Origin of the sequence: Sphingomonas desiccabilis (assembly GCF_004135605.1) — a bacterium.
Classification (GTDB): domain Bacteria; phylum Pseudomonadota; class Alphaproteobacteria; order Sphingomonadales; family Sphingomonadaceae; genus Sphingomonas; species Sphingomonas desiccabilis.
The window spans coordinates 632262-654207 of sequence record NZ_SDPT01000001.1 but is presented as its reverse complement, the minus strand read 5'-3'; the positions used below and the strand labels follow the sequence as shown (position 1 = coordinate 654207).

22 protein-coding genes and 2 pseudogenes are annotated in these 21946 nt (G+C 64.5%); 14 read left to right on the top strand and 10 right to left on the bottom strand.

Annotation, left to right across the window (positions count from 1 at the left end; translation table 11 throughout):
* Positions 1–5: 5 nt before the first annotated feature.
* Together EO081_RS03095 and EO081_RS03090 are read right to left on the bottom strand one after the other, a co-directional pair.
* A complete protein-coding gene (locus EO081_RS03095; RefSeq protein ID WP_129340458.1) occupies positions 6–1829 on the bottom strand; it encodes a right-handed parallel beta-helix repeat-containing protein in 1824 nt (607 codons plus the stop codon).
* A gap of 33 nt (positions 1830–1862) precedes the next feature.
* A complete protein-coding gene (locus EO081_RS03090) occupies positions 1863–2981 on the bottom strand; it encodes a glycosyltransferase family 4 protein (protein WP_129340457.1) in 1119 nt (372 codons plus the stop codon).
* Between the two features lie 363 nt (positions 2982–3344).
* Between EO081_RS03090 and EO081_RS03085 the strand changes: the two genes are divergently transcribed.
* The 5 genes from EO081_RS03085 to EO081_RS03065 all read left to right on the top strand — a co-directional run bounded on the left by EO081_RS03085 (position 3345) and on the right by EO081_RS03065 (position 8604).
* Positions 3345–3974: an SGNH hydrolase domain-containing protein gene (locus tag EO081_RS03085; protein WP_129340456.1), complete on the top strand. Its 630-nt coding sequence runs from the start codon at positions 3345–3347 to the stop codon at positions 3972–3974.
* 132 nt (positions 3975–4106) lie between these two features.
* The gene (locus tag EO081_RS03080) at positions 4107–5936 is read left to right on the top strand and encodes an acyltransferase family protein (RefSeq protein WP_129340455.1); all 1830 of its coding nucleotides are present in this window, start codon (positions 4107–4109) and stop codon (positions 5934–5936) included.
* Complete coding sequence (locus EO081_RS03075) at positions 5920–6753, top strand: GDSL-type esterase/lipase family protein (RefSeq protein ID WP_129340454.1); 834 nt, start codon at positions 5920–5922, stop codon at positions 6751–6753. Before EO081_RS03080 ends, EO081_RS03075 begins: the two co-directional genes overlap by 17 nt.
* Positions 6754–6828: 75 nt before the next feature.
* A complete protein-coding gene (locus EO081_RS03070) occupies positions 6829–7449 on the top strand; it encodes an LbetaH domain-containing protein (RefSeq protein ID WP_129340453.1) in 621 nt (206 codons plus the stop codon).
* 141 nt (positions 7450–7590) lie between these two features.
* Positions 7591–8604 carry an NAD-dependent epimerase/dehydratase family protein gene (locus EO081_RS03065; protein WP_129340452.1) on the top strand — a complete coding sequence of 338 codons (1014 nt, stop codon included), beginning with the start codon at positions 7591–7593 and terminating at the stop codon, positions 8602–8604.
* 9 nt (positions 8605–8613) lie between these two features.
* Here the strand turns inward: EO081_RS03065 and EO081_RS03060 are convergent, their stop codons facing one another.
* From EO081_RS03060 to EO081_RS03045, 4 genes are all read right to left on the bottom strand, one after another.
* On the bottom strand, positions 8614–9846 hold the full coding sequence (locus EO081_RS03060; protein WP_129340451.1) for a WcaI family glycosyltransferase: 1233 nt from the start codon (positions 9844–9846) through the stop codon (positions 8614–8616).
* Between the two features lie 68 nt (positions 9847–9914).
* On the bottom strand, positions 9915–10883 hold the full coding sequence (gene fcl, locus EO081_RS03055) for a GDP-L-fucose synthase (protein ID WP_129340450.1): 969 nt from the start codon (positions 10881–10883) through the stop codon (positions 9915–9917).
* A gap of 16 nt (positions 10884–10899) precedes the next feature.
* Positions 10900–12027, bottom strand: coding sequence for a GDP-mannose 4,6-dehydratase (gene gmd / locus EO081_RS03050; protein WP_129340449.1), 1128 nt, complete (start codon positions 12025–12027; stop codon positions 10900–10902).
* A gap of 44 nt (positions 12028–12071) precedes the next feature.
* Positions 12072–13238: a nucleotide sugar dehydrogenase gene (locus EO081_RS03045; RefSeq protein WP_129340448.1), complete on the bottom strand. Its 1167-nt coding sequence runs from the start codon at positions 13236–13238 to the stop codon at positions 12072–12074.
* A 250-nt stretch (positions 13239–13488) separates the two neighbouring features.
* On the opposite strand from EO081_RS03045, the gene EO081_RS17310 reads away from it, so the two are divergent.
* The gene (locus EO081_RS17310) at positions 13489–13647 is read left to right on the top strand and encodes a hypothetical protein (RefSeq protein ID WP_183948016.1); all 159 of its coding nucleotides are present in this window, start codon (positions 13489–13491) and stop codon (positions 13645–13647) included.
* Positions 13648–13721: 74 nt separating this feature from the next.
* Here EO081_RS17310 and EO081_RS03035 read toward each other — a convergent pair.
* Positions 13722–13883: pseudogene (locus EO081_RS03035) on the bottom strand (IS3 family transposase); the annotation flags it as partial.
* A gap of 57 nt (positions 13884–13940) precedes the next feature.
* On the opposite strand from EO081_RS03035, the pseudogene EO081_RS03030 reads away from it, so the two are divergent.
* Positions 13941–15096, top strand: a pseudogene (locus tag EO081_RS03030) (IS3 family transposase).
* A gap of 26 nt (positions 15097–15122) precedes the next feature.
* Here EO081_RS03030 and EO081_RS03025 read toward each other — a convergent pair.
* Positions 15123–15821 carry a DUF6118 family protein gene (locus EO081_RS03025; RefSeq protein ID WP_183948014.1) on the bottom strand — a complete coding sequence of 233 codons (699 nt, stop codon included), beginning with the start codon at positions 15819–15821 and terminating at the stop codon, positions 15123–15125.
* A 12-nt stretch (positions 15822–15833) separates the two neighbouring features.
* On the bottom strand, positions 15834–18746 hold the full coding sequence (gene traA / locus EO081_RS03020; protein ID WP_129341408.1) for a Ti-type conjugative transfer relaxase TraA: 2913 nt from the start codon (positions 18744–18746) through the stop codon (positions 15834–15836).
* 140 nt (positions 18747–18886) lie between these two features.
* Here traA and EO081_RS03015 point away from each other — a divergent pair, with 140 nt between their 5' ends.
* The 7 genes from EO081_RS03015 to EO081_RS02985 all read left to right on the top strand — a co-directional run bounded on the left by EO081_RS03015 (position 18887) and on the right by EO081_RS02985 (position 21447).
* Positions 18887–19249, top strand: a complete 363-nt coding sequence (locus EO081_RS03015) for a hypothetical protein (RefSeq protein ID WP_129340446.1) — start codon at positions 18887–18889, stop codon at positions 19247–19249.
* A gap of 13 nt (positions 19250–19262) precedes the next feature.
* Positions 19263–19544 carry a conjugal transfer protein TraD gene (locus EO081_RS03010; protein ID WP_129340445.1) on the top strand — a complete coding sequence of 94 codons (282 nt, stop codon included), beginning with the start codon at positions 19263–19265 and terminating at the stop codon, positions 19542–19544.
* Between the two features lie 61 nt (positions 19545–19605).
* Positions 19606–19833, top strand: a complete 228-nt coding sequence (locus EO081_RS03005) for a conjugal transfer protein TraD (protein WP_129341407.1) — start codon at positions 19606–19608, stop codon at positions 19831–19833.
* Positions 19830–20231: a hypothetical protein gene (locus EO081_RS03000; RefSeq protein ID WP_129340444.1), complete on the top strand. Its 402-nt coding sequence runs from the start codon at positions 19830–19832 to the stop codon at positions 20229–20231. The genes EO081_RS03005 and EO081_RS03000 overlap by 4 nt, the downstream gene beginning before the upstream one ends.
* Positions 20228–20539, top strand: coding sequence for a hypothetical protein (locus EO081_RS02995; RefSeq protein WP_129340443.1), 312 nt, complete (start codon positions 20228–20230; stop codon positions 20537–20539). Before EO081_RS03000 ends, EO081_RS02995 begins: the two co-directional genes overlap by 4 nt.
* Before the next feature lie 51 nt (positions 20540–20590).
* Entirely contained in the window at positions 20591–20899 is a 309-nt protein-coding gene (locus EO081_RS02990; RefSeq protein WP_129340442.1) for a type II toxin-antitoxin system TacA family antitoxin, read from the top strand.
* Positions 20896–21447: a GNAT family N-acetyltransferase gene (locus EO081_RS02985; RefSeq protein WP_129340441.1), complete on the top strand. Its 552-nt coding sequence runs from the start codon at positions 20896–20898 to the stop codon at positions 21445–21447. The genes EO081_RS02990 and EO081_RS02985 overlap by 4 nt, the downstream gene beginning before the upstream one ends.
* Here EO081_RS02985 and EO081_RS02980 read toward each other — a convergent pair whose 3' ends face one another.
* Positions 21448–21897: a hypothetical protein gene (locus EO081_RS02980; RefSeq protein ID WP_129340440.1), complete on the bottom strand. Its 450-nt coding sequence runs from the start codon at positions 21895–21897 to the stop codon at positions 21448–21450. It lies immediately after the preceding gene.
* Positions 21898–21946: the final 49 nt, after the last annotated feature.

Genomic DNA, 21946 nt, shown 5'->3' with positions numbered 1-21946 from the left:
GCGGCCTAGTCCTTCGCGTCACGGCGTACAAAGCGATATTGAGGAAGCTCGCAGTATAGCCGCTCAGCCGTGCCGGGTGCGAGCTGCAGCCGGTTGTCGACAAAGCGAACGTCCGCTTCCGCCCTGCGCGGGGTACAGCGGATGCCTGCCTCGCCGGCGTTGCGCACGATGTTGCGCGCGAAGGTCAGCGTGGCGCCGGGTCGGTGGACGTGAATACCTGCGCTCGATGTGTCACTCACGGTATTGTCGGAGAACGTGATGCCGCTGCTCAGCTCGTCTGCATAGAGGCCCCAGCCGCCATAGTCCCGAGCCCGGCCGGCCGAGACGCGATTGCGGCGAACGACCGTGCCGGGTTGCGGGCCAAGGGTGTAAATGCCCCCCATGTCCGACAGGACGCCTTGGCCGTAGTTTTTGACGCTGTTGTTTTCGACCAGGTTTCCTTCAGTCACGCCGGGGCCGCCGCCGTAGTGCCAGCCAATGGATATACCGCTGTAGAACAGGTCGGAGACCTCGTTGCCGACGATCGCGACGTGATGCGCCTGTCCGCTCCATATCCCCGCGCTGCCGATCAGCACTCGGCCCAAGCTGGCGAAGCGGTTGCGTAGGATGCGCACATCGTGTGTCACGCCCCCCTCGCGCGCGAAGGTCTCCGCCCAGTCCGATCCCACCGGCACCCTCCGGATGCCGCTGCCGATCATCACGCCGCCGCCGCCCAGATCGGTCAGGCTGCCGTCGCTGAGTTCGACATCGCTGCATCCTCCGGCGATTCCGACTCCTGCCCCGCCCGTGTGCGCGACCTCCAGCCGCTCGAGGCGAATCGCGCGGCAGCGGCCGAGCGCGATGGCCGCGCCGGCTCCCACTTCGTCGACATGGCCGACCCAGCCTGTCGCGGGCATATCCCACCCGGCGAAGGCGAAGCGGAGTCCCCGCACGACGATGTCATGGACAGGTACGCCGGCCGCGCCCTCGATCCGCAAGAGGCTGGAGAGGACAGGCGCCGCGGCGGTGAGCGGCTTTCCCGCCTCCGCTGCGGTCGGACGATAGCGGACACGGCCCTCCCGCGGATTGCACAGCCATGCCCCGAGCGGAAGCGGGCCAGCGGAAACATTGTCGAGGAAATAGGGGATGCCCGCGGCCAGCCGATGCGAATTGTGTCCGGGGATGCCGCGCTGCAGCCGGAGTGTACGTGTCGCCGGGTCATAGCCCATCACGCGCACCCGGCTGACGTTCCAGGTGTCGAGCACGACGGCCTGCGTATCGGGGGCAGGCACGAAATTGGGGGGCAGGTCGCCCGATCGTGCCTGGAAACGATCCGCCAGATACGTGGACGAAGGCGCAACCGCGCCAATCAGGAAGAAGCCGGTCTGCGGCAAACGGGACCGGTCGCGGCGCGAACCGTTGACGAAGAGCTGCGCCGGGCAGGTCGCTCCGGCCGGCAGTGCCGCCTCCACCGTGCCGTCGCCGGCGGGACGCCACTGCGATAGCACCGGGCCGCCGGCGATCAGCACCGGCGCCTGGCCTTCCGCCCGGAGAGTCAGCGGCGCACCGGGGGTGCCGGAATCCGCCGCGCCGATCCGAATCGGCCGGTCGAGCCAATAGGTTCCCCCGGTGAGCGCGATCTCGATGACCCGGTCATCCTTCCCGCGCGCGCGCAACGTGCGCGCCATGGCGAGCGCGCGCGCAACAGTGCGAACGGGGCGGGTCAGCGCATCGTTGGCGTCGTCGCCGTCGGCGGCCACGCGAAGGACCAGCGCGTGCTTTTCTGGAGGGGCGGCTAGCGCGCCACCGAACATCGATGCGCCGCCCGCGCTCGCAGCCAGAGCGAGCATCCACAACGGCGTGCGCAGGAACGGCATAACGCGTCAGGCGTGGAGCGGAGCAGAGCCGGTCATGCCGCCATCTCCCGCGATCGCTGCCATCACCGTGCGCCGCTGCGATGCCGAGAGAGTCACTTGTTCCGCGATCCAGGCATGAAGCTTCGCGTTCCGGGGCGCGGGATCGTGCCGTTCGCGCCAGAAGGCTTCGAGATAGGGCAGCGCGGCCTGCGCAAAATCGCCGCCGACCGGGACGATCAGGCCGAGATCCGCCGGGATCATTTCCGGGATCGAGCCTCGGCCGAACGCGATGTTACAAGCTCCGCCGGCATAGGCCTCGTATACCACGTTGGGCTGGGCTTCCTGCGGCCAACGGGTCGGAAACAGGAACACGTCGAGCAGATCGTAGAACGCGTCCTTCGCCACGCCGCCCAGCGGCCCGAACACCTCGACCAGATCGGGATATTGCTCGATCAGCCGATTGATCTCCGCCTGTACCGTCAGCTCGACGACCGGGCCGGCAAGCTTCAGCCGGACCGGCAGGCCGGCCTTCACCGCAGCCTCGAACGTGGCGACGACATCGTGGAAGCCCTTGAGCTCGCACAGATTGCTGAGGTGGCCGAGCGTGAGCACGTCAGCCACCTTCTCGGGCCGGCGCGGCTCGACGTAGAGCGCGTTGGTCGAGATCATTGCCGTTTGCGGCCCGTATACGCGCTCGAAAGCGGCCCGCTGGCCTTCCGAGAGGAATATGTGCGTGGCGCGCCGGCCCAGTAGTGCAATGATCCTGGTCATCCAGGGCGATGGCGCATCGATATAGCCGAAGGTGCGGTGATGCAGGAAGACCTGCGCAAAGCGGGCAGCGCTGAAGCGGAGATAGAAATAGGTATAGACCAGCCCGCGGCCACCATCGGGAACGAGGTAGAGCGTCCGCATCTCCCCAGGCGCATGCGCGGCGGCACGGAGCCGGCCGAGTGTCCGGCGGGCGTGACCAAGCCTTCGCAAGTGATAGCGGACGGAGCGCTGAAGCGCATGTTCGCCGCCGCTGGTCGGAATGGCGATGACCTCGGCGCCAGCCACCTTCGCTTCCTCGATCATGAGCGCGGTGTTCTTGGCGGCGCCGGTGACCGGCGGCGGCAGCAGCCCCAAAATAACGACCAACCGCTTCATCACCCAGACCTCCTCCAGAACAGCATCAGGTTCCTGGCATCACCGAGGCGGAAAATGCCGCGGCATCGCCGAGACCGATGCCGCCTAAGGGCATTGCATTGTTTTCGCAGTTGCAGCAAGGAACCGCCAATGGCTAAGCAAATGGGGGCTGCGCGCCATGCCGAACGACGTCTGCCGTTGGGTCTGAGAGAGATGGTGCAAGACGGTGCGGTGGCTCGGAAGACGATGGCCAGGAGCAAGGCGCCCGCCCGTGGACGGACCCGGCACCTGCCAAGATGAAGGCTCCGCATAATCCCGCTATCGCCTATCGGCCCGACATCGACGGGCCAGTGCTTCCTCAACAACGACGCCGCCGATTTCAACTTGTTCGACCGGGACGCCTGCTTCCGCATCGATCTGGCTCGGCCCAACGTGATGCTGGTGGGCGACAGCCATGCCGCCCACCTGTATCCCGGCCTGAAGGCGATCGAAGGCATCAACGTGCTGCAAGGCACCGCATCGGGTTGCCGGCCCGTTGCCGACGGCTATGCCGCGCGGCGCTGCCGCCAGGTCATGGACACTGTGTTCGACGACGTGCTGGTGCCTGGATCGAAGGTCGGCACCGTGGTGATCGCCGCGCGCTGGCGGCCTCAGGACGGCGGACCGCTGACCCGTCGCGTCGATGCCCTGACACAGCTGGGCTTCAAGGTCATCGTGCTGGGCCCTGCACCCGAATGGACGCAACCGCTGCCGCGCATCCTCGCGATGCAGGTGCTCGACCCGTCGGTCGACTTGTCCATTTACCAAGCCCGCAAACCCTTCGAGACGGAGAGGGAGATCGCCGCCGCGGTCGCACGGACGAACGCCCGCTACATCTCGGTCATAGACATCCTGTGCCCGGACCGCCAATGCCGCACCATCGCGCCAGGCGGCCGCGTGATGCAGTTCGACTACGGCCATCTGACGCCGGATGGGGCTCGATATGTCATCCAGCAGGCACGGCTGAGGTTTTGACGTCGGTGTGCTTGGCCTGTCCAGGTCGGAGGCTGGCCCCACACCTGGCCCGACACCTGGTTTGCAGCAAGGGCCGGGCAGGATGAAGCAGCCTCACGGCGACAAGCCCAAGAGCGAGCGGAGAAACGTCGCATGTCAACGATGAAATATCGCGCCGACATCGATGGAATGCGCGCGATCGCAGTGACCTCCGTCATCCTGGCGCATGCGGGTGTGACCGCGGTGAGCGGCGGCTTCCTTGGCGTGGATATCTTCTTCGTCATCTCGGGCTATCTAATCACCACGATCCTGCGCCGCGACATGGCGGACAGTCACTATACCCTGCTCGGTTTCTACGAGCGCCGTGCACGGCGGATCATGCCCGCCCTAATGCTGGTGCTCGCCTGCTGCATGCCGTTCGCACTGTGGCTGATGCTACCTGACTTTCTGCAGAATTTCGGCCAGAGCGTCGTCGCCACGCTGCTCTTCTGCAACAACTTGCTGCTCGCCAAGACCAGCGGGTACTGGGAGCTCGAGAGCGGCTTCAAGCCGCTGCTGCATACCTGGAGCCTGGGCGTCGAGGAGCAGTTCTACCTTGTATTCCCGTTGTTTCTGGTAGCGATCTGGCGACTGAACGCGCGTCAGCAGCTGGCGGCGATACTGCTTCTTGGTGCGGTAAGCTTTGCCGTCTCCGAACATGGCTGGCGGACCTACCCGGCAGCAAGCTTCTACCTGCCTACTTCGCGTGCATGGGAGTTGATGGCGGGCTGCGCCGCTTCCTATGCGCCACGCCGTGAGCGCGTGGCGGACAACGCGGTCTCGCTGGTCAGCCTGCTGATGCTGGTGATGCCGATGTTCATACTGGACGAGCATACCCCATCGCCGTCGATCTACGCAGCGGTGCCTGTAATCGGCGCAGTCGGCGTGCTGCTTTTCAGCCGCCCCGGCACGATCGCCTTCCGTCTGCTCTCGCTGCGGCCGATCGTGTTCATCGGGCTGACAAGCTACTCTGCCTATCTCTGGCATCAGCCGCTTTTCGCCTTCGCGCGGGTCGCCAGCCTGACGCCGCCCGGCGCGGCGGAGCTGGCAGGCCTCGTTCTGCTGACCTTCCTGCTCGCGACGCTGACCTGGCGCTTCGTCGAGACTCCGTTCCGCAGCGCGCGGATGATGTCGCTGCGTCTCTTCGCGCCGATCGTCGGCCTCGCCACCGCTGCGCTGATCGCCTGCGGCCTGCTGTTTCACGTAGCGGAAGGTTTTCCGCGCTGGACCTATCCAAACATCAGCGGTGCCGGAGATGTGTACATTGACTACAATGAGCGTATCCGAAAATATGACACGAGCGTCTTCCCTGCCGATGGTCGCCCGAATATCGTCCTGATCGGCAACAGCTTCGCGCGCGATTTCGGCAATGTGCTCGCAGAGGCGGGTATCCTCGACCGGGTGAATTTCGCCTATATCTACTCCAGTCCGGATCTTGCCAAATCCCCCTTGCCGGCGGGCAAGGCGGGGCTGCTGCGCAGCGCATCGCTCGTCATCGTCGCGCTGAGCGATCCCGAACCCGATAGAGCCGCCGCATTGATCGCCGACAACGCACAGGTGCTGGCACCGCTGACGAAAGCGCCGCCAGTCTACATCGGATCGAAGAATTTCGGCTACAACATAAACCCGTTCGGCCGCGTGTCGATGGCCGAGCGTCCACACGCCTTCGCTGCCTTTCCGGCTGAGCAGCAGGCCGTGAACGAGCAGTTGCAGCGCACTTTGCCCCCTGCCGACTACCTCAATCTCTTGCATCTGCTCGGCCCGGACGGCCGGAAATTGCGCTTTTATGACGATCGGGGTAACCCTATGACCCCTGATCGGCGGCACTTGACGCGCTTCGGCGCCGCGTTCCTGGCGGAGCGACTGCACGACGAGCAGCCGCCCGCGTGGCGCAGGATCGTCGCGGTGGCCGGGCAGAGCGGCGGCGATGCGCCGCGGCACTGACGTCTCGCCCGGCAAGCCGCGGGCGCGAGGATTTCACCTCCTCGCCGCGGCAGCCGCGATCCTGGCCACCAGCAGCGATGCAGCGCCGCACGCCGCGCAGACGGCCCCGAAGCCGATCAAGCTCATTCTCGCCGGCGACTCGACGATCGCTCAGGGAACCGGGTGGGGTGGCGCCTTCTGCGCCTCGCACGTGGCATCGCTTGTTGCATGCGTGCCGATCGGTCGCGGCGGACGCAGCAGTGCGAGCTACCGCGCCGAGGGCAGCTGGCAGTTGGCGCTCGGCGAGCTGGCGGTTCCGGGCTACGGCGCGCGGTACGTGATGATCGCGTTTGGCGCCAACGACCTCAGCCACGACTCGGCGATTGGAACGACGCCGCAAGCATTCGCCGCCAACCTTATGCGCTTCGTAGCCCAGGTGCGCGCCGCGGGCGGCGAGCCGATCCTGCTGACCCCGCTGGCGACGCGCGGCTTCCGCGACGGGAAGCTCGCCGATACAATGGCGCCATCCGCTGCGAAGGTGCGCGAGGTGGCGGCGCGAACGGGTACCCCGCTCATCGAGCTCGACCTGCTGAGCGGTGCATTCTATCAAAAGATGGGGCCCGCGGCTGCGCTCGGCTTCGAACTTCGACCGCCGAGCGCCGCAGAGCTCCGTGCGGCCGCCACAGGTACGACGCTGCCCCCGGGCAACGCGTCACGGCGCGATTACACGGCGGACTACATCCATCTCAATTCCCGGGGAGCCGCGGCAATCGCCGGATTGATCGCGCCGCGCCTGGTCGCGGCAGTCCCGGCGCTGCGGACTTACGTGAAGCCGTGACACGCGCACTTGCCCATCGACCTGGCCGGGCCGTAGCGACTAGAGCCCTGCCGTCTTTGAAGGGGACGAAAGTTTATGCCGGAGCATGATCCAAGCAGCGGCATCCTGCCTGGCACGAAATACGGCACGCGCGGGCGGGAGCGGAGTTTCGCCTTGCGGCACTTGGCGCTTCGACTGGTCTGGAACCTTGTCTGGCTGCTGTTCGCCGCATGGACGCCGCCTCAGCTCTATGGCTGGCGTCGCTTTCTGCTGCGCCTGTTCGGCGCTAAAATGGCGCCGGGATCGCGCGTCTACGGCAGCGCACGGATATGGTACCCCCCGAACTTGGAGATGGGCCGGGGGGCGGTCCTGGGCTGGCAGAGTTACGCCTACACGCAGGGGCCGATCGTGATCGGCGACTATGCGGTGGTTTCTCAATGGTCGCGCCTGCTGACGGGCACACATGACGAAACGTCCGAGACGTTCCAGCTTTACGTCAAGCCGATCACCATCGAGCCCCACGCATGGGTGGCGGCGGGTGCCCTGGTCGGCCCGGGCGTGACGATCGGCGAGGGCGCGGTATTGGGCGGCGGCGGGGTCGCCTTCAAGAGCCTCGCAACCTGGACGATTTACGCCGGAAATCCCGCACGCGAGATCCGGAAGCGGCCGAACTTTGTCGGCGGGCAAGCCGCTTCGGTTGAGCAACCCCTGTCATAGTTGCGACAGGCACCCGGCGGTATCGTGAAGGGCAGCATAATTGGCATGACATGCATCATGTACAAACCGGCTTAATAAAAATCACGCTCCATGGTTTCCGTATTTCATCCACCTCCTGTTTGACATGGAATTGAAAGATCAATGCGTACTGCGCTAGTCACCGGCTCGGCCGGGTTTATCGGAAGCTTCGTCTGCGAGCGCCTGCTCCGGGATGGATTTCGCGTGATCGGTCTTGATGCGATGACTGATTACTACGAAGTCTCACTCAAGCAGCGTCGTCAGAGCCGGCTTCTTCAGTCCGAGCACTTCCAAGCCATCGAGGATTATGTCGAGACGCCGGGCCTGCTGATGGATCTCTTTGCGCGCGAGACGCCCGACGTGGTCGTGCACCTCGCGGCCCAGGCAGGCGTGCGCTACTCGATCGAGAACCCTCGATCCTATTTGGAAAGCAACATCATCGGCACATTTGAATTGCTGGAAGCCGGGCGCGCGTACCCGCCGCAGCATATGCTGCTGGCCTCCACGTCATCTGCCTTCGGCGCCAATACCCAGATGCCTTATCAGGAAACCGACAAGGCCGATCATCAGATGTCCTTCTACGCCGCCACCAAGAAGGCGACGGAGAACATAGCCCACAGCTACGCGCACCTATTCGATCTTCCGATTACCATGTTCCGCTTCTTCACCGTTTACGGCCCGTGGGGACGGCCGGACATGGCGCTATTCAAGTTTACCAAGGCTATACTTGAGAACAAGCCCATAGACGTCTACAATTATGGCGACATGAAGCGCGACTTCACTTATGTCGAGGATCTGGTCGAAGCGATCCGCCTCCTGATCGACACCCCCCCCCTGCGCCTGGCTCCCGAGGAGGCTGTAGCGCCGGGCGATAGCCTGTCACCGGTCGCGCCTTGGCGGGTGGTGAACATCGGCAATTCGGACTCTGTCCAGCTTACCGACTTCATCGAGGCAATCGAGAAAGCGACCGGCCGTACCGCCAAGCGCAACCTCATGCCAATGCAGCCTGGCGATGTTCCGGCGACATGGGCCGATGCGCAGTTGCTGAGATCGCTGACCGGCTATGCCCCGCAGACCAGCGTGCAGGAAGGTGTCGATAAGTTCGTGACGTGGTTCCGGGAGTACTACGAGGTCTGATTGCCGGCCTTATATTGCGTGGGGCTCCGTCAAGGCGCGCAACTGACTTTCGAACTGGCTCAAAATAGCAGGCCGGCTCCAACGTTCGAGGGCGCGCTCCCGCGCGGCCTTGCCGGTCCGTTCGCGCAGTTCGGGGTCATCGAGCAGGGCTTCGATGGCTTGCACGAAGGCCGGCAGATCGCCTGGCGGAGTCACCAGGCCGCAGCCCTCGACCTCCTTGGCCAGTCCGGTGCCCGGTAGAGCGGTAGCGACGACCGGCCTTCCCGACGCGAGCATATTCGTGAGCTTAGACGGAAGGACCAGATCGGCGGCCCCGGCAATCTGGGGAAGAAGGTGCAGGGAAGCCATGCCCAGCAGATCGGAGAGCCGTTCTCGCGGCTGAAGATCGTGAAAGTGTATGTTGTCCAGCCCGACGGAACTCTCCCGCAGCTTGGCGCGGTTGGGGCCATTGCCGCACACCACAAAAGCCAGATCCTTGCGGTGGTCCAGGAGACGCGCCGCTTCTACGACGATTTCAATGCCTTGCTTGTTGGCGATATTGCCGGAGTATACCGCGACATGGGGCCGATCGATGCCCCACTCCGCTCGGAAGGGAGAGGGAGTATCGAGAGGCACGACCTCATCGATGTTTGCCCAATTGCGAAATTCGGTCACCCGGTCGCGGGGAATGCCCTTCTCGACCAGCTTCAGGCACATCTGCGGTGAAATGGTGCTCACACGATCGGCATTCACCGCCCAGACTTCGAACTTGCGTGCCGCGTTCGCGAATATGCCTTTGTCGCGCAACAATCCGGTGGCGAATGCGGCCTCGACCTCGAAATCCTGGATGTGCAGCCACAACTTCGCGCCAGTCCGCCGAGCTGCGTCGCGGGCGGCGATCGTCGATATGAGCGAAGGCGCGATGCCGATGACGACATCCGGCTTCGAACGCCGGGTTTCCGCGATCATCGCCGTTTCAGCTCGGGCCGCGAAACTCATGTGATGCGCCAGGCGCCGAGTTCCGTTCGGCTGCGAGGGAACGTAGACGGGGACGCGGACGACCCGTACGCCATGCTCCTCCGAGACGCGGCGGCCACCGCTTGCGAACGCCGGATCGACCTTCCACTGGGGGTAGTAGGGCTTGGCGCATACAACCGTCACTGCATGTCCGGCCCGGGCGAGAAACTGCGCCATTCCCGCGGTGTACGGGCCGATGCCAACCATCTCCGGAGCATAGTTGATGCCAAGGATTAGTACGTTCATCGGTCTGCTTTCCCCCGGCCGATCCCGTTTGCCGCATGGCAGACCTGAAACACTCCCGATCCGCTCGATCAATGCCCGACGGGAACGGCTTGCGATGCCGCTACATTCGCCCGGAACCACTCATAGGTTTCCTGCACACCGCGAGTCAGATCGACAGTGGGCTTCCACCCCATGGCCGTGAGGCGCCGGGAGTCCATGAGCTTGCGCATGGTGCCGTCGGGCTTGGATGAATCGAACACGATTTCACCGGTGAAGCCCGTCACATCCGCGACCAGAAGGGCAAGTTCGCGAATGGTCACGTCGTCCCCATAGCCGACATTTATGTGGCTGAGCATGGGCTCGGTATTCAGCTGGTACTGGTCGAGCGGCAAATCCAGCACGAACAACGATGCCTCGGCCATATCGTCGACATGGAGAAATTCCCGGCGCGGCATGCCGCTGCCCCAGATCGCCACTTGCCCGAGGCCGTCCTGAACGGCTTCGTGGAACCGCCGGATGAGCGCTGGCATGACATGGGAATTTTCCGGATGGAAATTGTCGCCAGGACCATACAGGTTAGTCGGCATCACGCTCCGGTAGTCCGTACCGTACTGCCGGTTGTAGCTCTCGCATAGTTTGATCCCCGCGATCTTTGCGACGGCATAGGGTTCGTTCGTCGGCTCCAGAGTGCCGGTCAGCAGCGCATCCTCCCGCATGGGCTGGGCGACCGCCCGGGGGTAGATGCAGGAGGAGCCCAGAAAGAGAAGCTTTTGCACGCCCGCGGTATAGGCCTGATGAACGATGTTGCACTCGATCATCAGGTTTTCGTAGATGAACTCGGCCGGATAGGTGTTGTTGGCATGGATGCCTCCCACCTTCGCGGCCGCCAGAACGACCGCGTCGACCTTCTCGTCCGCGAAGAACCGGCGAACCGCGCCTTGATCCGTCAGATCGAGTTCCGAACGAGTGCGTGTCACCACATCGTTGCCGCATTCCATCAGCTTGCGGCTGATGGCTCCACCGACCATTCCGCGGTGTCCCGCTACGAAGACGCGCATCTTCCGTATTCCTCGATCAGGATTCCAGGGAAACCGGGATGTTGTACCCATGCTGCTTCAGCAGGGCGTGGCGCTTGGCGACCTTGAGGTCCTCGCCCACCATTTCCTCGCACATGGTTTGAACGGTGATCTCCGGCACCCAGCCGAGCTTCTCCTTCGCCTTCGCAGGATCGCCCAGCAGCGTGTCGACTTCCGCAGGCCGGAAATAGCGCGGATCGATACGAACGATCACATCGCCTGCCATCACCGCCGGTGCATCTTCGCCGGTCACGGTCTCGACAATGCCCACCTCGTCGACGCCGTCACCCTCGAAACGAAGCGTGATGCCAAGATGCCGGGCAGACCATGTGATGAATTCGCGAACGGAGTACTGTACGCCAGTGGCGATCACGAAATCCTCGGGCTGCTCCTGCTGCAACATCATCCATTGCATGCGGACGTAGTCCTTGGCGTGCCCCCAATCGCGCAGGGAATCGATGTTGCCCATGTAGAGGCAAGACTCGAGGCCTTGGGCGATGTTCGCAAGCCCGCGAGTGATTTTGCGGGTCACGAAGGTCTCGCCGCGGCGCGGGCTCTCGTGATTGAACAGCACACCGTTGCAAGCGTACATGCCATACGCTTCACGGTAATTGACCGTGATCCAGTACGCGTAGAGCTTGGCCACCGCGTAGGGCGAGCGCGGGTAGAAGGGCGTGCTCTCGCGCTGGGGAATCTCCTGCACGAGGCCGTAAAGCTCGGATGTCGATGCCTGGTAGAAGCGGGTCTTCTTCTCCAGGCCCAGGAAGCGGATGGCCTCGAGCAAGCGCAAGGTGCCGATCGCATCGACATCCGCAGTATACTCGGGAGCCTCGAAGCTCACGGCAACATGGCTTTGCGCGCCCAGATTGTAGACCTCGTCGGGCTGAATTTCCTGAACAATACGTGTCAGGTTCGACGTGTCCGACAAGTCGCCATAGTGCAGCTTCAGTTCCGGTGAGGGCGTGTGCGGATCCTGGTAGATATGGTCAATACGCTGGGTGTTGAACAGCGATGCACGACGCTTTATACCATGAACCTCATAGCCTTTCTCAAGCAGAAGCTCCGCAAGATAGGAACCATCTTGCCCGGTCACCCCGGTGATGAGTGCTACTTTCTTACCGCTCAATTCAAGCCCCTTTCAATGGCAGGACTTTTCGTGACAATCATCACTCAGTCCGACCCGAACAGATCGCGGGTGAAAACCTTCTCTTTCACATCCGCGAGAGAATCGGTAATGCGATTTGCGATTATTATGTCGCACTCGCCTTTGAACGCGTCGATGTCTTGACTTACCCGAGAACCGAAGAATTCCGCCTCAGCCATGGCGGGCTCATATATTACCACCTCTATACCCTTGGCTTTGATTCTCTTCATAATGCCTTGTATCGAGGATTGCCTGAAATTGTCAGATCCGGACTTCATCACGAGACGAAACACACCGACCTTCTTAGGAGATGTTGCAATGATCTGGTCGGCCAGAAATTCCTTACGGGTGCTGTTGGCATCCACAATAGCACGAATAAGGTTCTGGGGCACCTCGGAGTAGTTTGCCAGTAGTTGCTTCGTATCCTTCGGCAGGCAATATCCGCCATACCCAAAGCTGGGATTATTGTAATGTTGACCTATGCGCGGATCCAGGCCGACGCCCACGATGATCTGGCGTGAATCCATGCCGTGGGCGATCGCATAGCTGTCCAGTTCGTTGAAGAAGGCCACGCGCATGGCGAGGTAGGTGTTGGCGAAAAGCTTGATCGCTTCCGCCTCGTTCGGATCGGTGAACAGGATTTCGACGTCGTTCTTCTCGGCACCTTCGAACAGGAGGTTCGCGAAGATCCGCGCCCGCTCCGAGCGCTCGCCGACGATGATGCGTGAAGGATGCAGATTGTCATAAAGGGCTCGGCCTTCGCGCAGGAATTCCGGGCTGAAGATGACCTGGTCCGTTCTCAGGCGCTGCCGAACGTCCTCCACGAAGCCAACGGGGATTGTCGACTTGATCACGATCGTGGCTTCCGGATTACCTTCTTTCGCGGTCTGGATCACCGCTTCGACGGACGAAGTATCGAACTTGTTGGTGTCAACGTCGTAGTTGGTCGGTGTGGCGACGATCACGTAGTCGGCGCCGTCGAGAGCTTGCCTTGCGTCCAGTGTGGCGGTGAGATTGAGCGGCCGCGTGGTCAGAAACTCTTCCAATTCGGCATCGATGATCGCCGACTTACGCGAATTGAGCATCTCGACGCGATCGGCCGAAATGTCCACGGCTGCCACTTCGTTGTGCTGCGCAAGGAGGACGGCGTTGGAAAGACCGACATAACCTAGCCCGAAAACCGCGATCTTCATCCAATCCAATTTCCCCACTTGGTAGTTGATCCTAAGGCCAACACACCTGTGATCGCGGCCCTAGCGCCCTTGAGCCATGAAGACACAGGACTGCTTCCACGTCCACGTTATGCTGCAACTGCACACGGCCGGCCTATACGAGGTTCTACCGAACTCGAATAGGGGCTTGTGGAAAGCGGACCTCACGGGTTGCGTCGATGCGCCAAGCAACCCGTCGTTGTACAGGCCATCATACGCGCAGGAGCATGTCTTGCACCGCTTCCAGGACGATCCGCGACACGCCGATGGTGTCAGCGAGCAGTTCGGACAGATCGAGGATGCCGGGGACTGCGAGACGGGCGCCCTTGGCTCGAATGGTTTCGACCAAGCGCTCGGCTTCGGGAAGCGGGAGGCGGCTGATGCGGTCTGAACCGCCCCGGGTTTGCCGGAGGCAGTGGGTTGTAAGTTACGCTGCCATATCGAGGTTCTCTGCGGCAGCATAATATTGCTCTTCGGTTCGGCAGGCGGGATGTTGCCGATGGGTTCGAGCAGGCGGCGATGGTTGAACCAATCGACCCATTCGAGCGTGGCATATTCGACGGCCTCGAAGCTCCGCCACGGCCCGCGTCTGTGGATCACCTCGGCTTTGTAGAGGCCGTTTGACGTGCTCCCCTGGAATGTGACCGCGATGAGGTAGAGTCCGCCTCGACAGGAGATGGACAGATGAAGCGGAGCAGGTTTCGGACGAGCAGATCATCGCGATCGTGAAGGAGCAGGAGGCCGGCACGAGGACGGCGGACGTGTGCCGCAAGCACGGGATCAGCGACGCGACGTTCTACAAGTGGAAGGCCAAATATGGCGGCCTGGAGATATCCGAGGCGCGCCGGCTGAAGGCGCTGGAGGACGAGAACGCGCGCCTGAAGCGGTTGCTGGGGGATGCCATGCTCGACAATGCGGCGCTCAAGGAGATCGCGGGAAAAAACTGGTGACGCCCGACGCGAAGCGGCGGGCGGTCCATCTCATCCGCGACAAGCTGAACCTAAGCGAGCGCCGCGCCTGCGACATCGTCGGCGTGGCGCGTCGGGTCGTCCGGTACGAGCCGGTGCGGTCCGACGACGGCACCCTGCGCCAGCGCCTGCGGGAGCTGGCGACGGAACGTCGCCGGTTCGGCTATCGGCGCCTGGGTTACCTCCTCGCCCGGGAGGGGCTGGCGCCCAACCATAAGAAGCTGCTGCGGATCTACCGCGAGGAGGGGCTGAAGGTGCGCCGGCGTGGCGGGCGCAAGCGGGCGCTCGGCACGCGCGCACCGATGACGGTACCGCAGGAGCCGAACCAGCGCTGGAGCCTCGACTTCGTATCAGACGCCTTCGTCTGCGGCCGGCGCTTCCGCATCCTGGCAGTGTTCGATGACTTCAGCCGGGAGTGCCTAGCCCTGGTGGCGGACACGTCACTGTCCGGCGCCCGTGTCGCACGCGAGCTGACGGCGCTGCTGGGTGAGCGCGGCAAGCCGCTCCTGATTGTCAGCGACAATGGCACCGAGCTCACCTCGGTCGCCATCCTGCGTTGGTCGCAGGAACGGCAGGTCGAGTGGCACTACATCGCGCCGGGCAAGCCGACCCAGAACGCCTTCGTGGAGAGCTTCAACGGCCGCCTGCGCGACGAGTGCCTCAACGAGACGCTGTTCACCTCGCTGGCGCATGCCAGAACGGTGCTGGCTGCCTGGCGCCACGACTACAACACCGTCAGGCCGCATTCCCAGCTTGGCGGGCGCACCCCCGCTCAGATCGCCGGCCAACGTGGTCCGGGGCATGCCCCGGACCACGTTGCCATCCCCTCAACCGTCAAGCATGAACCCAAGGACTCTACGTCTGAGCGGTAACAAGACGGGGAGCACGTCAGTCTGCACTATCGTGCCTGGTTTGCTCCCACGTTGACGGTGCATCGAACCGTCACGGCCTTCCGATCCGCACGCTTCCGGCAAGCCTCCAGTGCCTTACGATTGGCAGTGACGATCCGATCGCCTGCCGCGATACTGGCGAAAGCATCGGGCGCGCTTGCCCGCATGAGGCGCTGGCCGCCTTCCCACATCGGCAGGTCGAGCGAGCGTGCCGCCATCTTCTCCGGCCATTGCCAGCTCGCGGGCACGGCGCGCGCGACAATGCCGGCGAACACCGCCCACAGGATCATGCCGACCACGATCCCGCCGATCGCGCTCCACATCAACCAGCGGTTCTGCTCGTCGCTGCGCCGTGCCGAGACGACATAACCGTGAAGCTGGCGGGTCACGTCCTCCAGGCCGGTGCGCGCCGTAGCGATCGTCTGCCGGTCTTCCTGGCGCGCCGTGCTTGCCGCCGCGGTGATCCGCCCGGCCAACTGCTCCGGCGTCATCGCCAGCATCGGGCTTTTGACCAGCATATCGACGCGCTGCGCCGTGGCGGTGATGTTGTTGGCGATCACGCCCAACGTCTCGGAATAATCGGGCGGCTCGGGCACCTCCATGCGCTCGGCCGTCAGACGCTCGACGGCACGGCGCATCAGCGTCACCTCCGCGCGCAGCTCCTGGAACGCCTGCGCGGCTTCACTCGGCCCTTCGTCATCCGCCATCACGTTTTCCCCTTATCGGCTCATGCCCCTGTCGCGCTCGAGACCGATCCCGATCGACTGCTCCAGCGATTTTTCGATGCTTCGGCCGCGCTCCAGTTTCAGCTCCAGCTCGGGCGCGCGGCGCTCCAGCGCCTTCGTCAGTTCGGGGTCGCGGCGCAGGCCCTCGGCCATCGCGCCCATGCGCGTGGTGGCGTTGTCGGCCCGTGCCTGGTGCCCGCCTGCCCGCTCGCGCGCCAGGCTTTGCCAGCTCTCCACGAACCGGTCGGCGCGCGCGTCGGGGTCGAGCCGCACCCGGCGCTCCTCGGCCATCGCGCGCACCGCGCCGGCTGTGTTCCCCCCGGCTGCCTGCCCGATCAGCCCGGGATCGCGGCGGAAGACGGAAGCGAGGTCACGCGCGGCATCAGGCCGCACCTGGTCCAGCGCCTCGCCGGCGCGGCGCAACGCGCTCTCCTGATGCGGCAGCACCGGCAGCTCCTGTGCACGCATCCGGCCTATATCGGCAGACGCGCGCGCATAGCGTTCGATCGCCCTGGCCTGGTCCGGCTTGCCGCCGATCGCCGCGCCGACACGATCCGGGATAGGTGCCTCCTCCGGCGTGGCGGCAGGCTTGGGCCGGAAGCCCGCGAACATGTCCCTGGCCCTGTCGCGGACCTGGTGAACGATTTCCCGCGCCCGCTCGGGCCAGCGTATCTCCCGCCGCTCGGCGAAGCTGCGCGTCCGGTCCTCGTCGGACGGCACGGCATAGTCGCCGGCCATGTCCTTGGCGCGGTCTCGCGACAGCACGCGGGCAAGCTGGCGCTGATCGGCGAAGTCATCGCGCCCATAGTGGAGCTGCACCCCGTCGCGGTGCCGCGACATGCCGACATAGGCGCTGTGCCGATCCATCCCCGGCGTCGCGAGGAGGTGCGCGCGATCGACGGTCACGCCCTGCGACTTGTGGAAGGTGGCGGCATAGCCGTGATCGACCGCGCCATAGTCCTTGAGGTCGAACGCGGCGCGCCCGCCCCCGTCGAGCCGCACCGCCATATGCCCGCCCTCGACCCGCTCCAACGTGCCCAGCGTGCCGTTCTTCACGCCAAGCGAGCGCTCGTTGCGCAGGAACATGATGCGGTCGCCGGCCGCGAACTCGCGCGCACCCCGATCGACAGTGACGCTCACGTCCTCGGCCAGCCCGCCCGACGCGCGCACCCGCTCGCGTGCCTCCTGGTTCAGCTCGCGCACCTCGGCATTGGTGTGAGTGAGAATGATGCGGGTCTTGTCGGGATCGGCCTGGCGCTGGCGATCCCAGCCCTCCACCAGCTCGGCCCGCGCGCCCTCGCGTGTGTCGGCCGCCTGGATCATGTCGCGGTCGGCATAGGCATGGATCGCCTCGGCCGTGCGGCCGGTCGCCAGCGCGCGCGTCGCGTCCTTCTGCCAGTCGTCACGCTGCCGGCGAACCTCGGTGATCTCGGCCGCGCCGTGGCGCTCGGCGATCGATCGGAACGCCGCGCCGGCTTCGATCGCCTGCAACTGCTCGGGGTCGCCCACCAGCACCACCTTGGCGCCAGCGTCACGGGCATGGGACAGCACTCGCTCCATCTGGCGGGTGCCGATCATGCCCGCCTCGTCCAGCACCAGCACGTCATTGCGGGTGAGCTGGTCACGGCCCTGCGCCCAGCCATGTTCAAGGCTGGCGATGGTGCGGGACCGGATGCCGGACCCGCCCTCCAGATTCTCGGCCGCGATGCCGGACAGGGCAGCGCCGCGCACCTGATAGCCTTGGCGCTCCCATGCCTCGCGCGCGACGCCCAGCATTGCCGACTTGCCGGTGCCGGCATAGCCGATGACCGACGCAAGGCCCCGATCTTGAGTGATATGGTCGAAGGCGTCGCGCTGCTCGCCCGACAGCACCAGCCCGCGCTCCTCAGCAGCCCCCAGCGCACCGACACGGTGCCGCTCGGATACGCCATGCCCATCGCGTCGCGCCAGCTCGTCGCCGGCCTTCTCCAGACGCGCCTCGGTCGCGATCATCTCGCGGGACGTGAACCGCTCCTGGTCGCGTCCGTCCTTGCCCAATGCCACCAGCTCGGGACTGGAGCGCACTGCCGCCATCACCCGGTCGAACTGATCCTTGCCGTCCGAATGGCGGAAGACGAACGCGGCAAGGTCGCGGGTGGTGAAGGTCGCCTGTTGCCGGGTGATGCCGTCGAGCGCGATGCGCGGGTCGGCCGCGATCTTCTCGCCATTCTCCCGCGCGATGCGCCGGTGATCCTCGGCACGCTCGGCGTCCTCGCCGCGGTCGAGCCGGCGCATTCCTGCCGGGCCGATCTTGTGCTGCGGCTCTAGCGCAATGCCCTGGTCTTCATAGGAACGATGGTCGATCCGCCCCTCCAGCCCCAGCTCCGCCATGCGTTCGTTGACATGCGCCGCCCATGCTTCGCGCCAGCCCTTCAACAGCTCGGTCGCGTTCCAGTCCCGGACCTTCTTGCCGAACCCCTCCTGCCCCACTTCGCGCATCGCCAGCATAACATGCGCGTGCGGCTTCGGGCTGCCGTCCTTTGCCTTGTCCCAATGCACGTTGAGGTCGGCGACCATCCCGCGCTTCACGAACTCCTTTTCCACGAAATCGCGGGCGAGGCTCACGCCCTGTTTCTCGTTCATCTCGCGCGGGATCGAGAACTCCACTTCTCGGGCAAGCTGTGCGTCCTTGCGCTTCTCCCCTGCCTCCACCTCGTTCCACAACGTCGTGCGATCCGACAGGCGCTCCGGCGCGTCCTTCGGCAACAGCACTTCGGAGTGGATGACGCCGGCCTTGTTGGAGAAATCATGGGCACGTCCAAGCCGCGCGTCGTACAGCTCGGATGCCGAGCGATACGCAGCGGACGCAACGGCGCTGGAGCCGTTCGCGCGGCTGATGACCTTGGCGCTGAAATGATAGATCGCCATCGTGCGCGGCATGATGCACTTCTTAGCGCACGTCGGCAACGACGTATAAGCGCGCACTCACGATCTGCTTTGCATCTCCTGACTGACTTGCTGCCTCTATGCTCGACTGGCATGGTGCCCCACAGATTAAGGATATGGGAATGATCCGCATCAGCAGAGAAGCACGAGGCACACCGCTCGCCACGATTGATGGCATGCGCCTGCTCAAGGGTTGTGAAGGCCCGCAGCTCGCCTCGATAGACAATGACAAGGTGTGCAAAGGGTCGGGTCAGATCCAGATCCTCTACATTGCAGGTAATCGTGTATTCAAAGGCATGGGCAGCATGCAACTTGCCCATATCGAGCGTGGCAGGGTTTACGCCGGGGCGACAGGCCCTCACCTCGCTACGTACGCCAACGGATCGATTACCGATGATGCCGGCACGATGATCGGCCACATCGATCGGCCGGTAACCACCGGTGAACTCGCCGCCGTACTTCATCTCGTTTTCGCAATTTTCTGAAGGAGCAACGGATATGCGCAAGGTCCGGGACTACCATGCCGAGCTGAAGGCGCTGGAAGACAAGGCACGTGCGTTGAAGGCACGCCGTGTCGAACAGCTTGGAGTACTCGTCACCGCAACCGGCGCGGATGCGCTCGACATGGAAATGCTCGCCGGCGCGCTGCTCGATGCGGTCTCTGCGCAGGAGGTACAAGCAAAGGAGGCGTGGCGCGCGAAAGGCGCGGCCTTCTTTCAGCGGCGCCGGCGCAAAGGTGGACAGCCTGCTGGTGGCAACGGCAACAGCACAGGCGCGTAACCGGGTACTGATCCAGCGTCTGGAATCGGCGCGGCGTCGGACTGATACGCGGGGCTGGATCGTGCAACGACGCGAACGCACCCGCCACCTGATCGAGCTGGGGGGCCTCGTCCAGAAAGCCGGCTTGGTCGATCTGACCGACGACGATCGCGCGACCATCTACGGCGCGCTGCTGGAGCTGGCCGGGCGCGCTCGCAACGACGATGCCGGCGACACGCTCGCGCTCTGGAAGCGCCGCGGCAAGCGCGCGTTCGACGCGGAAGAGGCAGCGCGGGAGGGGACCGCGTGACCCGTCCGTGGATCGAACGGACCGTTGTCGGCGTGCTGGTCGCTGGCTTCGCAATCGGCACGATCACGCACGTCCGCCACCTCGTCCATGCCGGGTGGGTCGTGTTCGAGAGCGCGCCGACCTGGATGAACGTCTATTGGGCCACGTTGACGGCCCTTGATCCCTTGGCCGCAGTGCTGCTGATCGTCCGCCGCCCGATGGGACTGGTCCTCGGCGCCGGCATCATCGTGAGCGATGTCCGGATCAACAGCTATGCCTTGTACGGGATCGCCCTCCCCTTCGGATTTCTGTCGCTCCAGCTCCAGACCCTGTTCTGCGGCTTCCTGATCGGAGCGATCGGGTTCCTGACAATGGCGCCACGCCAGACGCGCGCGATGGAGGCGCAACCGATCCCATGAGCGAACGCAGCTGGCAATTGATGATGTCCGGGCACGGACTGGAGCACGTCCCCGTCGAGGTGCGCCTGGACATGGAACGGCTGCTCGACCTGATGCCGTCCATCACCCACCTGACCCTCGAGGTCGGCGACCATCGCATCCATGTGACACGGGACTGGCCCAGCAGCCGGATGGAGGAAGCGGACCATGTGCTCCGCCGCATTGCACGCTCGGGCGGCATTTCCGCGGTTGTTGTGCCTGGCGACGCCGATGAACCGCCAAGGCGTGTTGTCGCCGGGAGGGAAGCGGGATGTCACGTCCTTGGTTGAAGTGTACGCCGGTGTGGCGTACATACACCTCCGTAGCGAATGGAGAGCACCATGCTGGATTTCGATGATCAGGTTGGCGCCATCGACGAGCGCAGCAGCGAGCGGATGCACTTCCGTATCAAGCCGGGCATCAAGCAGGCGATCCAGCGCGCTGCCGCCCTTTCCGGCGTGGACGATTCCGTATTCACCATGACCGCCGCCTATCGATCGGCGCTGGAGACGATTGCGGCGCACGAACGCACCAGTCTGCAACCGGTCGACCATGCCGGCTTCTTCGCCGCCCTGGAGACGCCCCCTGCCCCGACCGACCGACTTCGCGCGGCCTTTACCCGGCATCGCGAGACGCTCACCAGCAAGTGAGCGCGCCCGAGGATGCTGCAGGTAACCGTATCGAGCCGCTCGATCCCGCCCGGCATGACCGTGCGGCCTTCTCCTGCGGGACGGCACAGGTCGACAATTTCTTCCGCCAGACCGCGAACAAGCTCACCCGCGCCGGAAACCTGCGCACCTTCGTGATGGTCGATCCAAGCGGCGCGGTGATCGGCTTCTATGCCGTCAACGCACACGCCATCGACTATGCCGAGCTGCCCGATCGCTTCGCCCGCACCCGGCCGGCGCATGGCAGCATCCCGGCTGCCTATATCGCGATGATCGGGGTCGATCGCCGCTTCCAGGGAGGGGGCTATGGCGGCGACCTGCTGGTCGATTGCCTAGCGCGCTTGGCCCATGCCGCCGACGCGCTAGGCATCGCCGTCGTGATGCTCGACGTGCTCGACTGCGGCAATCCGGGACAGGTCGCGAGACGCCGGGCGCTCTACACCGGCTATGGCTTCCAGCCCCTGCCCTCCAACGACCTGCGGCTCTTCCTGCCGATGGCAACGGTCCGCGCGCTTCTCGCGGAAGATTGATCACAACAAGCAGACATGCCGACATGCCGACGTGTCGACAAGCCTACATCTTACCTGCGCCGCAGCCGTATGCGGGGGGCGATCATGGAGCAGTGTGCCACGCTCGGGGTCTTCGGCGGCCCGCAACTTCGCCAGCGCATTGGCCCGCGCATCCGGGCTCAGCGCCTCGAGGGTCGCGCGCTCCCCTCGGTCAAGCGCGTAGACCCGCCATCCGCGCATAACCATGCAATCCTCGATCGCCGGGGATCGCGCGGGCGCGGCATCCACATCTTCGGGCGCAGCGATAGGCGGGGTGAGCGCCCTCCCCGCCTCGCCCTGCGGACCGGTAGTGATCGTCCGGCAGCGGCGCAGCTCGGCCGCCAATATTGCCGAGGTCGCGCCCGGCCGGTTGTAGAAGGTGGCGGGTACCGGTCCTTGTGCAGTGGCGAGCAGCGCAAGCGCGAGCAGCAACGACAAGAGCCCCTCCTTCCCTCAAAGGTCCGGGGCGGTATACCGCCGC